At 57.5% G+C, this 14,696-nt stretch carries 12 protein-coding genes; 7 read left to right on the forward strand and 5 right to left on the reverse strand.

The window, feature by feature from the left end; translation table 11 throughout:
- The first annotated feature begins 12 nt into the window (after window positions 1–12).
- A complete protein-coding gene (locus RBB44_RS05905) occupies window positions 13–1,368 on the forward strand; it encodes a PP2C family protein-serine/threonine phosphatase (RefSeq protein ID WP_306146465.1) in 1,356 nt (451 codons plus the stop codon).
- Window positions 1,369–1,407: 39 nt separating this feature from the next.
- Here RBB44_RS05905 and RBB44_RS05910 read toward each other — a convergent pair whose 3' ends face one another.
- A complete protein-coding gene (locus tag RBB44_RS05910) occupies window positions 1,408–1,941 on the reverse strand; it encodes a PilZ domain-containing protein (RefSeq protein ID WP_306146466.1) in 534 nt (177 codons plus the stop codon).
- A 399-nt stretch (window positions 1,942–2,340) separates the two neighbouring features.
- On the opposite strand from RBB44_RS05910, the gene cysD reads away from it, so the two are divergent.
- Together cysD and cysN are read left to right on the forward strand one after the other, a co-directional pair.
- Window positions 2,341–3,261, forward strand: coding sequence for a sulfate adenylyltransferase subunit CysD (cysD, locus tag RBB44_RS05915; RefSeq protein WP_209177807.1), 921 nt, complete (start codon window positions 2,341–2,343; stop codon window positions 3,259–3,261).
- Window positions 3,261–5,195: a sulfate adenylyltransferase subunit CysN gene (gene cysN / locus RBB44_RS05920; protein WP_306146468.1), complete on the forward strand. Its 1,935-nt coding sequence runs from the start codon at window positions 3,261–3,263 to the stop codon at window positions 5,193–5,195. The genes cysD and cysN overlap by 1 nt, the downstream gene beginning before the upstream one ends.
- Window positions 5,196–5,372: 177 nt before the next feature.
- Here cysN and RBB44_RS05925 read toward each other — a convergent pair whose 3' ends face one another.
- Window positions 5,373–5,849 carry a YbaK/EbsC family protein gene (locus RBB44_RS05925; RefSeq protein ID WP_306146470.1) on the reverse strand — a complete coding sequence of 159 codons (477 nt, stop codon included), beginning with the start codon at window positions 5,847–5,849 and terminating at the stop codon, window positions 5,373–5,375.
- 238 nt (window positions 5,850–6,087) lie between these two features.
- Here RBB44_RS05925 and RBB44_RS05930 point away from each other — a divergent pair, with 238 nt between their 5' ends.
- The gene (locus tag RBB44_RS05930) at window positions 6,088–6,276 is read left to right on the forward strand and encodes a hypothetical protein (RefSeq protein WP_209177292.1); all 189 of its coding nucleotides are present in this window, start codon (window positions 6,088–6,090) and stop codon (window positions 6,274–6,276) included.
- Window positions 6,277–6,373: 97 nt separating this feature from the next.
- Here the strand turns inward: RBB44_RS05930 and RBB44_RS05935 are convergent, their stop codons facing one another.
- A complete protein-coding gene (locus tag RBB44_RS05935) occupies window positions 6,374–7,540 on the reverse strand; it encodes an FAD-binding oxidoreductase (protein WP_306146471.1) in 1,167 nt (388 codons plus the stop codon).
- 74 nt (window positions 7,541–7,614) lie between these two features.
- Between RBB44_RS05935 and mnmD the strand changes: the two genes are divergently transcribed.
- Entirely contained in the window at window positions 7,615–8,379 is a 765-nt protein-coding gene (gene mnmD, locus RBB44_RS05940; protein ID WP_306146472.1) for a tRNA (5-methylaminomethyl-2-thiouridine)(34)-methyltransferase MnmD, read from the forward strand.
- Between the two features lie 6 nt (window positions 8,380–8,385).
- Here mnmD and RBB44_RS05945 read toward each other — a convergent pair whose 3' ends face one another.
- Window positions 8,386–11,454 (reverse strand): EAL domain-containing protein, encoded by a 3,069-nt coding sequence (locus tag RBB44_RS05945; protein WP_306146474.1) that lies wholly within the window; start codon window positions 11,452–11,454, stop codon window positions 8,386–8,388.
- 370 nt (window positions 11,455–11,824) lie between these two features.
- On the opposite strand from RBB44_RS05945, the gene RBB44_RS05950 reads away from it, so the two are divergent.
- Window positions 11,825–12,133 (forward strand): EthD family reductase, encoded by a 309-nt coding sequence (locus RBB44_RS05950; RefSeq protein WP_306146475.1) that lies wholly within the window; start codon window positions 11,825–11,827, stop codon window positions 12,131–12,133.
- Between the two features lie 7 nt (window positions 12,134–12,140).
- Here the strand turns inward: RBB44_RS05950 and RBB44_RS05955 are convergent, their stop codons facing one another.
- On the reverse strand, window positions 12,141–13,097 hold the full coding sequence (locus tag RBB44_RS05955; protein ID WP_306146476.1) for a 2-hydroxyacid dehydrogenase: 957 nt from the start codon (window positions 13,095–13,097) through the stop codon (window positions 12,141–12,143).
- A gap of 225 nt (window positions 13,098–13,322) precedes the next feature.
- On the opposite strand from RBB44_RS05955, the gene RBB44_RS05960 reads away from it, so the two are divergent.
- The gene (locus RBB44_RS05960; RefSeq protein WP_306146477.1) at window positions 13,323–14,513 is read left to right on the forward strand and encodes a sirohydrochlorin chelatase; all 1,191 of its coding nucleotides are present in this window, start codon (window positions 13,323–13,325) and stop codon (window positions 14,511–14,513) included.
- Window positions 14,514–14,696 lie beyond the last annotated feature (183 nt).

Genomic DNA, 14,696 nt, shown 5'->3' on the forward strand with positions numbered 1-14,696 from the left:
GAAAGGCATCTAATGGATCCGTCCGGCGAACGGTTCTCAAGCGTAAGTGCTGACCTTGAAACGTTGGTCGCGCTTTTAAAGACGCACGACATTTTTGCCTCCATGGACGAGCAACACCTGCGTAATATTGCTGCTGCCTGTCCGATTGAAGATGCCGCCGCCGGGACGGTTCTGTTTCGCCAGGGCGATCCGGGGTCTTTTGCCTATCTTCTGGTGTCCGGTGAATTGTCGGTGGATGTCGACACCCCGCATGGCGACGTCACGCTGGCGGTGCTGACGGCACCAGACATGGTCGGTGAGATTTCCGTTTTCGCCCGCAGTCCCCGGACCGCAACCGTTCGCGCGCGCAATGCGGTGCAGCTTCTGAGGCTGGACCGCGATGTTGTCCGCGGTCTCTTGATCGATCATCCGGACGCCATCTTGACCATCATCGGCGCTCTTGGAAGCCGCCTTCAGGGGATGAACGGGGCCATTGCCACCTTGACCCAGGCCGCAGAAGCGCTCAGCAACGACGCGTTTCAACCCGGCATGCTGGAAACCTTGAAGGCGGAGGCGGGCCGGTTCGGGCAGTTCGCCCATGTCTTCGAAAAGATGGCGGGTGAGATCCGCGAAAAGAGCGCGCAACGGGAAGAAATGCGCATGGCGGCCAAGGTGCAGGGCTCCTTCCTGCCGTCTGACATCGATCCGGGCGCATTTGGAGAAACATTCGACATCGCCGCATCCATGATCCCGGCCAAGGATGTTGGCGGGGATTTTTATGACTACTTCATGGTCGGAGACGGCAAACTTGGCTTTGCCATTGGCGATGTCTGCGGAAAAGGCATGCCGGCTGCCATGTTCATGAGCGTCTCGCGGATGATCCTGAAAACGCTTGCCCGGGAAGGCCATCCACCAGGCACCGTGATCAGCCGCTTGAACGATGTGCTTGCCGACGACAATCCGGAATGCATGTTCGTGACACTGTTTTACGGATGCCTTGATCTGGAAACCGGCATGCTTTCCTATTCCAGTGCCGGACACGAAGACGTTTATTGGCTCGGCAATTGCGGGAACTGTGAGCGGGTCGAAAGCCTCGGACCGATCGCGGGTGTTTTTGAAAATACGGACTATCCAACCCGAATGCGCCAGATCGCGCCCGGCGATGGTGTGCTGCTGGTGACCGACGGTGTGACGGAAGCCCTCAATCCGAACGGGGAGCTTTACGGTCATGACCGGTTGAAGCACCTTATTGAGACCTCTGAAAACGCGAGCGCAACAGGGTGGATCGAGACGCTAAACGCCGAAGTTTCGAGATTTGCCGCTGAGGCAGCTCAATCCGACGACATCACCTGTCTCGCGATGATCTTTCACGGATCTGAAGCTGAGTAGCCAGTAAGCGCGGAGCGCGAGCGATTACTTGCGCTTCGGTCAGCGCCGCTTGCCGAAGGCCGGTTTGCCGGAGCCAGCCGGGCGGGCACGGCGCACAGGCTGCTGCTGAGCGCGTTTGCCATCATCCATCATATGCTGACGAGTGAAGAAATTGTCCGGACTGTCGTGCAGGAGGTCAATTTCGGACTTTAGCGCTTCCTCTGACGTTTTGAGAGATTGGGCCCGCTGTGCGCCGACAATGCGTTTTTCGCTGATGAACTGAACACCCATCTTCAGCCCGTCTTCCCAGCGCTTTTCGCAAGTGACTTCGAAGTTCTCCAGATCAATCTGCAGCTCGAATTGTGGCGGCGCCATAAAGGCGGTCTCGAACTGCAACATCGCTCCGCCATCGGAGAGGTTGCGCACGATGCAGGGGAAGGACCTCAGGCCGCCTTGGAAAATGATCTTGCCTTTTTTCAAGACACGCGTCCGCCGCGGGCGGTCGTCTGCCGTCCGGGTTTCTTGGCCGCTCACTGGCGCCTGTTCCTGTTTGTCTTCGGACATGACTGTTTGAACCGGTACTTCAAGGATCACATGCACATCGCCCATCATGCTATTAATGAATGCTTTCCAATCGGTGAATCAGCCGAACGCTGCCGAGAGGATTGCACTGAAGCCGCGGAAATCCCCTGGAGCCCCACCACTGAAAAAAGAGACAGATTTTATTATTGGCCGGAATCGTGGAATGCCATTCCTTGAATTGATTACCGCCCGTTCTCTATCTCTAACGCATCACAAACGGGCATGAATTGAAAAGTTTCAATGAGTTGTCCGGCGCGGCTTGCAAGGTTGAGCACGTCTGAAATGGAGGATTGATCCACTCCATTTCGTGTGCCGGCCAGTTTAATGGCATTTCCGGAAAATCGTCTGGACTGAGCCATCAGACAGAGTCACGGTAAACCGGTTTTTGGGAAAACAACGGTTATGAACATAATGTCGGCAGATCTGACGCCAGAACGCCTGAGCAATTTGCGGCGATTGGAGGCTGAGAGCATCCACATCATCCGGGAGGTTGCGGCGGAGTTTTCCAATCCGGTGATGCTGTATTCCATCGGCAAGGACAGTGGCGTGATGCTGCACCTGGCGATGAAGGCGTTTTATCCGTCCAAACCGCCGTTTCCGCTGCTTCATGTGGACACCACCTGGAAGTTCCGCGACATGATCACTTTCCGGGACGAGACGGCCAAGCAGCTGGGTCTGGAGCTTCTGGTGCACACGAACCAGGAAGGCGTGGAGAAGGGCATCAACCCGTTCGATCACGGCTCTTCGGTACACACGCACATCATGAAGACCGAGGCGCTCAAACAGGCGCTCGACAAATATGGGTTCGACGCAGCCTTTGGCGGTGCGCGGCGCGATGAGGAAAAGTCCCGTGCCAAGGAACGGGTGTTCTCCTTCCGCAATTCCTCCCACGGCTGGGATCCGAAGAACCAGCGACCCGAGCTCTGGAACTTGTACAATGCCCGGGTTGCCAAGGGCGAGAGCATTCGGGCGTTTCCACTCTCCAACTGGACCGAGCTCGACATCTGGCAGTACATCCTGACGGAAAACATCCCGATGGTGCCGCTCTACCTGGCCGCCAAGCGCCCCGTCGTTGAACGCGACGGCATGCTGATCATGGTCGACGATGAGCGGATGACCTTGCAGCCCGGCGAGGTTGTTCAGGAAAAGATGATCCGCTTCCGCACCCTCGGCTGTTACCCGCTGACGGGCGCCATTGAATCGGATGCTACGACCTTGCCCGACATCGTCAAGGAAATGCTGATTGCCCGCACGTCCGAGCGCCAGGGCCGCCTGATCGACAAGGACGAAAGCGCCTCGATGGAAAAGAAAAAGCGTGAGGGGTATTTCTGATGAGCGTTCTTGAAGACACCCTGACCAGTTCCGAAGCTGTTGCCGCCTATGTGGCTGCCCAGGAGCAAAAGGACCAGCTGCGGTTCCTGACCTGCGGCTCTGTGGATGACGGCAAGTCGACCCTGATCGGCCGTCTGCTCTATGACACCAAGCTGATCTTCGAGGATCAGCTGGCAGCTCTTGAGCGGGATTCGAAGAAACACGGCACGGTCGGCGAGGACATTGATCTGGCGCTTCTGGTCGACGGGCTGGAAGCAGAACGCGAGCAGGGCATCACGATTGATGTGGCCTACCGCTTCTTTGCCACCGACAAGCGCAAGTTCATCGTCGCCGACACACCGGGTCACGAGCAATACACCCGCAATATGGCGACCGGCGCCTCGACCGCCGATCTGGCTGTGCTGCTGGTCGACGCCCGCCATGGCCTGCAGGTTCAGACCCGCCGCCATGCCTTCATTGCCTCGCTGCTCGGCATCCGACATGTGGTGCTGGCGGTGAACAAGATCGATCTCGTTGATTACTCAGAAGAGCGTTTTGACGAAATCCGGAAGGACTTTGAAACCTTCGCCAGCGGCTTTGACTTTGAAAGCCTGGTGGCGATCCCGATGTCCGCCCGCTTTGGCGACAATGTTACGGCCAAGGGCGGGAACATGGACTGGTTCACCGGTCCAACGCTCCTGGAGCATCTGGAGACGATCGAGGTGGGCGAGCATGAGCTGGAAGCCCCGTTCCGCTTCCCCGTGCAATGGGTCAACCGGCCGAACCTCGACTTCCGCGGCTATTCGGGAACGATCGCCAGCGGCCGGGTGGCCGTCGGGGACGAGATCGTTGTGGCAGGCCCTGCCAAAACCAGCACCATCAAGCAGATCATCGCGCCGACCGGCGAGGTGGATGAAGCCCGCGCGGGCGAAGCCGTCACACTGACCCTTCAGGACGAGATCGACATCTCGCGCGGCGATCTTTTGGCAACACCGTCGGCCCGTCCGGATGTAGCGGATCAAATGGCCGCGCACCTAATCTGGATGTCGGAAGACGCGCTTCTGCCAGGCCGCTCGTATCTCCTGAAGATCGGCGCGAAGACGGTCAATGCGACGGTTACGGAGATCAAGCACAAGATCAACGTCAACACGTTCGAGCATGTGGCCGGCAAGACGCTGGACCTCAACGAGATCGCGTTCTGCAACTTGAGCCTTTCCTCTGACGTTGCCTTTGACCCCTATGAAGCCAACCGGACCACCGGATCGTTCATCCTGATCGATCGGATGACCAACCAGACGGTTGGGGCAGGCATGGTGTGGTTCGCGCTGCGCCGGGCAACCAACATCCACTGGCAGGCGCTCGACGTCGACCGCAAGGCACGGGCCAGCACGTTGGGCCAGCAGCCGGCGGTTCTGTGGTTCACCGGGCTGTCAGGCTCCGGCAAGTCGACCATTGCCTCGCTGGTTGAAAAGCGCCTGCATGCGGAAGGCCGGCACACCTACACGCTTGACGGCGACAACGTGCGCCACGGGCTCAACCGGGATCTCGGCTTTACCGATGCGGACCGGGTGGAGAACATCCGCCGGGTGGGCGAGGTTGCCAAGCTCATGGCCGATGCCGGGCTGATCACGCTGGTCTCCTTCATATCGCCGTTCCGTTCCGAGCGGCGGATGGCACGAGATCTGATGGGCGAGGGCGAGTTCATCGAGGTGTTTGTCGACACGCCGATCGAGGAGTGCAAAAAACGCGATCCGAAGGGGCTTTATGCCAAGGCGGAAGCGGGAGAGATCAAGAACTTCACCGGCATCGACAGCCCCTATGAAGCCCCGGAGAACCCGGAAATCCGCATCCACAACGTCGGACGCCCGGCGGAAGAGGTGGCGGATGAGATCGTTGCGTATTTGAGGGCGCGCGGGTTCCTGAGTGTTCTTGGGATGGATGGTGACGGGATTTAGGGGCGATCTGACCCACTGCTCTGTCCATCACGACGGACCCCGGATCAGGTCCGGGGCGGCGCGGATAAATACGGCGCTTTATTTAATGCCGTCCCGGATTTGATCCGGGACCGAGCTCCCAACAGTAAAGAACTCCGCAGTCCCGGCCTTCGAACCGGGACTGCATCTCAATAAAAATCAACCAGCAGCCACGGGTGGCTGACACACGTCCACCCACTCAGCGCTCGTGAACTCGGCCATCCGGTCTGGCGCAATGCGGACAGCTGCATTGGTCGCGCCTGCGGCTGGAATGACAACGTCAAACGCTTTCAGCGAGACATCGCAGTAAACCTTCAGCGGTGAGGGCAGGCCGAACGGGCAGACGCCGCCGACTGGATGGCTGGTGATCTCGACCACTTCCTCGGCGCTGAGCATCTTTGCTTTGCCGCCAAAGGCCGCCTTGGCCTTTTTGTTGTCCAGCCGCGCATCGCCGCGGGCAACCAGCAAGAACACCTCATCCTTAACCCTGAACGAGAGCGTTTTTGCGATCTGACCCGGCTCTACGCCATGCGCTGCTGCCGCCAGATCAACTGTCGCGCTGCTGTCCTCCGTGACCAAAACCTCAAGATCCGGAGCGGCCTCAGCCAAATGAGCACGGACAGATTCAAGCGACATGCGAAGCCTTTCTCAAGAAGATGCGAAAATACAAACGAAGATCAAAACTTTCCAATGTTGACATCAGTCCTACATTGTCTGTGTGTAAAGCTTCCAATCTTGTGGAGATTGTAAACAAAACGTTCACTATGTTTCCATAATTTGGACAGCGTCCTGTGGGAAGAAGGTTATCGTGACTGGTGGTTGTTATCCCGTGGCTATTAAGTGCCGGATGACTCTGAACAAATAGGATAAGCAAATGGCAAAAGCCATGCCTGCTGCAACTGAAGAGCGTAGCCGCCGACAAGGTCCTGGCGCCGCACGCGGGCCTAATCCAGCCAGCGCGCCGGATGGCGTCGGCTTTCTTATTGTCAAGAACGGTCTTTTTTGGGGCTCGATCGCCCTCTCTGGTGCCGTTCTTTACGGTGCAGCCTCGATTTTTTTCTAACCGCAGCGCTGGACGGCGGCATCGATGAATATTTTTGAACAGACAACGGTCTGCTGTGCGGCGTGTCGCCAGTATAATCCCGATTTTCCGGGCTTTTTTATCGGCGGATAGTCAGGTCCGCATCCAGCCGGTTCAACCCAAAATGATGATCCGGGCGGAACGTCTCCGGCAACGGGATGCGCGGCGAGCTCCCGGAAATCTCGGCAATTAGGGCTTCTGCTATCAAGTGCGCTATTCCATAGGAAATCTTGAAGCCACCTGTGGCCGCAAAGGTCCGCGCCCGGCCGGGCAGGGCGCCGACCAACGGGTCGCGCTTGTTGCATCGTGGCCGAATGCCGGCCCATTCGGTCAGCACCTCACGCCCGTTCAAAGACGGACAGAAGGCGGTGGCTCGCCGGATCAGATCTGCCGAGCGGTCCGGGTCGACCTCGGTATCCCGCGCAGTCCGGTCTGACGTGCTGCCAATTGCGACGGTGCCATCGTCATGCGGAACCACATAGAGCCCGTCGCAATAGATCGCCGGCCGGTTTTCAAGACCGCGACCGTCCATCAAGAGGGCCTGTCCCTTTTCCCCCCGGCCGATTGCCTCACCTGTGAGGGTTTCGATGAGATCAAAAGCACCATGCCCTCCCGCAATGATGAAATTCGTAGCATTGATCGTCTGCCCATCGCTCAGATGGACCGTATCCTTTGCCTCATCGAACCCGGAGACACCTGTTTCTTGCAATAAGAGGCCCTGTTTTGACACGAGACTTGCCAATGCTTTTAAGTAAAGCCGTGGAGCAACCCGGGCTGCCAGCGTTTCAAAGACAATGCCGTAAGGGGCGGCGTCCGCGCTCAGCCAATCCGAACGGCTGCCCTGCGGTTCAACAACATAGGAAAAACCGGTTTCCTCCGGATGCCAGCGCTGCTTGCTCTCCTCGGCACGCTCCAGATGGTGGTCCAGTTTGTCCTGTGTTGTCAGCGGCAGGATCCGGCCCAGGCGCTTGTAGCCGCAGGTGATGCCAGAGAGCTGTTCCAGTTCTGCGATATGGCCGGAAAGGCTTGAGAGGGCCTGAAACTGGAACTCTTTCTTCGGGTTCCAGCGGGCTGGCATGTGCGGCATCAATGCGCCAAGCAATCCGCCGCTGGCCCCTGCGCCAACATGGCGGGCTTCCACGACAGCAACCTTCAAGCCAGCCTTGAGCCCTGCATAGGCTATCGACAGGCCGAAAATACCGGCACCGGCAATTGCCAGGTCATATCGCTCAGAAATGCTTGCCACGTTGGTCCCCGCGCTTGATCGGCTCTCTGGGCTCCCGTATGAGGAGCTGACAATGAGAGGCTTGGTTTAGTGGCGTGACGGACGAAGAGCAAAGAAAAATCGCTGCGGCGTTTGGCCCGCCGGATCTAGAGTGGCTGGACGGGGATGTGCCGCGCGCCGAGGGGTTTGGGGATACCTATTTCTCAAAAGCCGGCGGGCTTGACGAGACCCGGCATGTGTTCTTGTCCGGCAACGGCCTGCCGGAGCGTTTTGAGGGGCGCGAGAGCTTCACCATTGCAGAGTTCGGTTTTGGCACCGGTCTCAACTTCCTTGCGGCGGTTCAAGCGCTGGAGAGTGTCACAAATCCGCCGGAGCTGACGTTCATCTCGTTTGAACTTCATCCCATGACCGGCGAACAACTCCGCAGGGCGCTGGCCGCGTTCCCAGAGTTGACCGATTGGGCAGAAAAACTGACGGCGATTTGGTCTCCGCAGCCAGGCTGGAACATCCTGCAGCTGGGGCGGGTGAGGTTGGTGCTCGGCGTAGGTGATGCCCGCGTGTTGATCGAGGAGCTTCAAAACGTGCCCCAAACGCTCGAACAAGCGGGCTTCGATGCCATGCAAGTCGATGCCTGGTTTTTGGATGGGTTCAGTCCGGCAAAAAACCCGGAGCTCTGGGACAAAACGCTTCTTGGGGCTGCGGCAAAACTCACCGCCTCAGATGGGACGCTCGCGACTTACACGTCAGCGGGATGGGTGCGCCGGAACCTGCAAGCAGCGGGTTTCGAGATTGAAAAGGTCAAAGGTTACGCCGGTAAGCGCGAAATGGTGATCGGCCAAAAGGCGGCGTTGCGCACCTGAATCCGATTAACTGCCGGTGAGCGCCCGCGGCATGGCTGACTGGGTCAACCGGTGCTCGATCCAATTGCTGTGCCAATCCAAAACGTCGTCTGCTGGCATTGGACGGGCAAAAGCATACCCTTGTGCATATCGGCAGCCATAGCTGTGCAACAATTCTGCATGTGCAGGCGTCTCGACGCCCTCTGCCAAAACGTCGATGTTGTAGACCCGCCCGAGGGAAATAATGAGTTTGAGCAATTCCTGGTCCTGGGCATTGTTCAGGCTGTCATGCACAAAGCCCTGGTCGATCTTCAAGGTATCAATTGGCAACTGTTTCAAGTAGGCGAGCGAAGAGTAGCCGGTCCCAAAATCGTCCAGCGCAAAGCGGACTGACGAGAGGCGGCAATTCCGGATGATCTTCGAAACACGCTCAATGTCACTGAGGGCATCTGTTTCCAGAAGTTCGATTTCGAGCTGACACGGTTCGGCAGCCGGATGCTTCTGAAGATGTTTGTTCAGTGTTTCTTCGAAGTCGCTCGAGGTGAGCTGGAGAGCGCTCACATTGACACTGACGGTCGTGTCGAGGCCGACTTCATTCCACCGCTCAATCTGTTCAAGGGCATTGTCCAACACCCAGTTGCCAAGCTCGATGGCCACATCAGGGTGCCGTTCGATTGGCGGCAGGAACGCGCCTGGCATCAAAAGACCCTTTTCGGGATGTTGCCAGCGTATCAGCGCTTCGTAGCCAATGACTTCTTTCGTGGCGAGCCGGATTTTTGGTTGATAGTGCAGGCGGAAAGCATCTGTTTTTAGGGCCTTTTTGGCATCCGCTACCTGAGCATAATACTCGGTGAGCCTGCGGTCCTGTTCCGGGTCGAAGAACTTATACTGGTTCCTGCCGGAGATCTTCGCCTCATACATTGCCTGATCGGCTTGCCGCTCCAGTTGGTCGCCATCAATCTCTTCCGTTTGCGGGTAGAAGGTGACGCCAATGCTGGCGGAAACGGATGCTGTTGCCGCGCCGAGCTTGAACTCCTTGGACGCAGCATCAAGGATCCGGTTCAGCGTGCTGACGCAGCTCTTCTCATCCGGCAGATCGGTGATGATGGCAACAAATTCATCGCCCCCGATGCGTGCCAGCGTATCCTCCGTCCGCAGCACTTTGGTGAGACGGTGGGCGACCGAGACCAGCAACTCATCGCCGGCAGCGTGGCCATAAGTGTCGTTGACGGCCTTGAAGCCGTCGAGATCAATGAAGGCGATGGCAAGGGTATGGCCATGCCGGCGCGCGCGCGCCATGGCCTGCTGCATATTGTCTGCCAAAAGGACGCGGTTCGGCAGGCCGGTCAAGCGATCATAGCGCGCCAGGTGTTCCAACTGGCGTTCGTGGGCCTTCATTTTCGTGATGTCGACGAACAGGCCGATGTAATTGGTGGTGTTGCCGCTCTCATCTTCGATTGCGCTGATGGTCAGTCGTTCTGCAAAGACGTCGCCGTCTTTCCGTTTGTTCCAGATCTCGCCCTGCCAAACGCCGTCTTTCCGGAGCTTGGACCACATCGTCTGATAGAAGTCCGCGTCATGCTTGCCAGAACTGAGAATGCTCGGGTTGTTGCCCAGGATTTCATCCCGTTCATAACCGGTAATGTCAGTAAAGGCCTCGTTGACGTCGACAATCGCGCCATTAATGTCGGTGATGATGATGCCTTCATCTGAGTGCGTGAAGACATTCGCCGCCAGTTTCAGGGCATTCTCGGCCTTTTTCTGCTCGGTGATGTTCTGCGCCACGGCATAGATCAGCTGCCGGTCGACATCTGACCGCGCGGACCAACGCAGGTATTTTGCGGCACCGCACGCACAGACATATCTGTTTTCAAACCCGTCAATGCCGTCTCCCACCAGAAGTGCTGAAAACGCGGCTTCGGTCATCGCCCGGTCCTCGGGATGCACAAATTCGATAAAGGGGCGTTCAGCGAATTCCTTTAGCTCGTAACCCAGAAAGTCTTCCCAGGAATCATTGAGGCGCAGTATTCGGCCTTTGAAATCCACAATCAGATTGAGGGACTGTGACTGGTTGAAGAACGTCTCTAGGTCCCGTTGGCTGCGTTTGCGCTCTTCGACTTCTTCTGACAGTTCGCGCGTCCGGTTGCGGACCCTGGTTTCAAGAGTTTCGTTCAGATTGATGAGCTGGAGTTTTGAAAGGCGAAGCCGATTGTTGAAACTGCTTAAGGTGAAATAGCGCCACACAAGGAAAGCAACGGTCAATATGACCAGAATGGCCAGCATTCCGCCGAATACCCGCTTCGTTGTCCAAAAGGGATCAGGCGCGCCGTACCATCTTTTGTAGATTTTTTTGTAGTCAGGCGAATTCACAAAGGATGCGACTGCAGCACTGAACAAGACATGCAGATCAGAGCGGTCGTTTCGAAAGCGCAGCCCGCGTGGAATCTCTTTCAACGCCGTCCCGGTGATGCGGATTTGGTCTTCGACGCCGATGTTCCGCGCAAGGGCTTGAAACACTGTGTCGGGGTAGACAACGGCATCCACAGCACCGGAGAGCAGGCCCAGGAGAGCTTTCTCACCGGTTGGGTAGATCTCAAGCTCTACGTCTCTGCGGTCGCGCAGAAGAAACAATCCAACATTCCGTTCCACCACGCCAACCTTCTTCTGGTGCAATGCACTGATCAGGGTTGGAACAACATCCCCCTCGCGGATAAAGGCCACGATCCGGAAGGTTTCGACGGGAGGGGTGAACAGGTTGTTGGACTTGCGCTCGGACACAATGCCACTGTTCGGGATGAGATCGGCTTCGCCCGCTTCGAGCAGTTGGATGGCTTCGACGAAGTTTGGAGCAACCTTGTATCGAACTGTCAGATTTAGCTCTTTGGCGAGATGGTTCAAAACGTCGATTGCAAATCCGGTTGGATTGCCATCCTCGTCCAGGCTGTATTGCGGCGGCCAATTGGCCGGGACGGCTGCAATAATTTCGGTGCTTGTTGTCTGCGCGCCGAGATAGCCTTTGCCCGGAGGCGCAGCTTCCGTAACGGTTGAAAACACCAGAGCGCCGGCAAAAGCCAAAAGAAGGAACAGCACTCTCATATATTCGATTGCCCCACCGTTGCATCCGTCGCCCGAAGGCCGCCGCTAGAAAGATATAGCGGGCGTTCTGTCACATGGGTCAGCATGTTTGAAGCAAACGAGTGGTCCATGTTCCGACTTCTGCAAAGGCTATATTTGAACAAGTGAATATTCGGATAAAATACTCACATATATGTAGAAATACGATCGAAACACTTTGCTGAATTGCTTTGATTGATCCGTATTTTTGTCAGTATTTGGGAATGTCGGCCGCCGGTGGGGCCGGTAGGCTTGCTCGCGGATTGTTCATTGCCTTTCTGAACACTCCTGAGTTTGGTAGGTGTCACTGCCAATGACAGGTCTGAACGGCACGGCGGCTAGGGAGGTTTTTATGGCATTTTCACTGCAGGTTCTTTATCCGGTCCGCCCGGATACAACATTCGATTATGCGTATTACGCGGAAAAGCACATGGCGCTTGTGGCCGAGCATATGGGCCCCCATGCCAGCCACGTTCAGGCCGCAAAAGGCATGGCTGGCGGACCGGATGCACCGCCGGAGTTTTATGCGGTCGCGACCATGGTGTTCGAGACCAAAGGCCAACTGGAGGCCGCCCTCGCAGCGGCAGGGCCGGTAACGGCGGACATCCCGAACTACACGAACACCCGGCCGCAATTGCTGATCGGTGAAGTGATCGGCTGATTACCGACTACCTGCCCATTTCCGGAACCGGTGTGATGGCCGCACCGGTTTCGAACCAGCACTTGATATTGTCGGCAACCAGCATCGCCATTGCATTGCGGGTGGCCTGACTGGCCGAGCCCACATGCGGCAACACGGTGACTTTCGGCAGCGCCAGCAAGGCTTCCGGCACGTTCGGCTCGTCTTCAAACACATCAAGCCCGGCGCCGTAAATCGTGCCGTCTTCCAGCGCTTTTATCAGGGCCGCCTCGTCAATCACCGACCCGCGGCCGACATTGATCACGACCCCGTCCGAACCAAGGGCGTTCAGCACTTCGGCATTGACCGCGTGATGGGTCGAAGGGCCACCCGGCGCGACCACCATCAGCGTGTCGCAGGCCTCTGCAAGGCCCGTCAAAGTGGCGTGGTACGGATAAGTGACGCCGTCCTGTTTTGTGCGGCCGTGATAATGAACCTCAAGTCCGAAGGCTTCGGCCCGTTTGGCGATTGCCTTGCCGATCCGGCCGAGCCCGAAGATGCCGAGCGTGCGGCCGCGCAATGTCGCTGCTGTGGTCGGATACGGCTTTTTCGCCTCCCAATGTCCATTGCGCACCCATTGTTCGGCCTGACCGAGTTCGCGGATTGCCATGATCATCAGGCCGATGGCCGTATCCGCAACCTCTTCATTCAAGACATCCGGCGTGTGCGTGACCGTGACCTTGGCCGCAAGGCACGCAGGCACATCGATGTGATCATAGCCAACGCCAAAGCCTGCAACGATTTCAAGGTTCGGCAGCTGATGCAAAAGCGCCTGATTGAACGGCCCGAAGCCAAGCGCAACGCCGCGCACTTTCGGACCGACCTCGGCTAGAACCTTCTCCCGGTCCTCCGCTTCATGGAGCTTGTGCACGGTAAAGCGCTTTTGAAGCTCGTCTTCTGCGATCGGCAGCAGGCGGTAAGGCATCAGGATGTCGGGCTTGGTCATGATGGGATCCGGATTAGGGCAGGGGCATTGAGCGGTTCTTGTTAGAAGAATTCTTCTTCGCCGTCGAGGCCGGTTTAGGCCGGATGCCGCACCTTGGTCTTCGTTTTTTGACCGGAAAACTTCGGCATTTCGACACAACTTTGGGCAAATTGCCGCCAAACCATTTTCTGCATTCACCCGGCCGGGTTTAGGCGCTATCTACAGCGCAACAAGGAGAGGCCGCATATGTCAAAGACGGGCATCATGATTTGCGGGCACGGCAGCCGCGCCAAAATTGCCGAAGAGGAATTTGCACTCCTCGCCAAGGGCTTGCGGGACCGCTATCCGGATATGCCGGTGGAATACGGTTTTCTGGAGTATTCCGCGCCGAACATTCACATGGGGCTCGATTCCCTGCGCGATCAGGGCGTGACGCATATTCTTGCGGTGCCGGGCATGCTGTTTGCCGCGACCCACGCCAAGAACGACATCCCGTCGGTGCTGACCACCTATCAGGAAAAGAACCCGGGCCTCACCGTCAGCTATGGCCGGGAACTCGGTCTGCATCCGCAGATGATCGCCGCCTTCGAGGCGCGGATCCTTGAAGCGTTGGGCCTGACCCATGTCCATGATGGCGATCTCTACGACACCATGCTGGTGGTTGTCGGACGCGGCACCTCCGACACGCTGGCCAATGCGGAAGCGGCCCGTCTGACCCGGATCGTCACTGAAAACCTCGGCTTCGGCTGGTCGGAAACCGTCTATTCCGGCGTCACCTTCCCGTCGGTCGGACGCGGGCTCGAGATGGCCCTGAAGCTCGGCTACAAGAAGATCGTGGTTGCGCCGTATTTCCTTTTCTCAGGCCGCCTGATCGACCGGATCTACAACTATGTCGACAAGGTTGCGGAAACCGAGCCGGACGTCACCTTCTACAAGGCGCATTACCTGGCCGATCAGGCCCATGTGATCGACACCTTCGTGGAGCGGATCACGGAAGCCGCCGAAGGCTCCCTTGTTGAGACCACCGACCTTATGGCGTCCTTCAAGGAGCGTCTTGCGCGCGGTGAGGTCGAGGTCCATCACCACCACGCCGAATACCGTGATCCAATGGATGACGAGGCCGGTGCCAGCGATCACGATCACGGCCATAGCCATGATCACGGGCACCACCACCACCATGATCACAGTCACGGCCATGGCCATCATCATCATCATCATGGGCATGGACATGATCACGGCCATGGCCACAGCCACGGCGTCTACAAGCACATTGCCCACCCGAACGGCCCCCGCACCATGATCGATCAGGGCGTCTGCTGCTGCTTCATGGGCCAGTTCCCGCAAGAGGTGATCGACGAGGAGCGCGAGTTGCGCAAGGGACTTGGCATCGCGCCGACCGTCCCCGAAAAACTCCCCGCCTGCGCCCCGAAGCGCTGATCTGAGAACAATGAAAAGACCACGGATCCAGAACCACATTTATCGTGGTTCTGGATCCTGTTGAGAATAAAAATCGTGATCTCCTGCGAAAGCAGATTACCTTAACAAGCAAAACCAAATTTGCTAAACTAATAGATGATACATCTAAGGTATTGCTCTTATGGTTGTGTTGAGGGGTGTGAT

This window comes from Roseibium sp. MMSF_3247 (genome assembly GCF_030733765.1).
Classification (GTDB): Bacteria; Pseudomonadota; Alphaproteobacteria; order Rhizobiales; family Stappiaceae; genus Roseibium.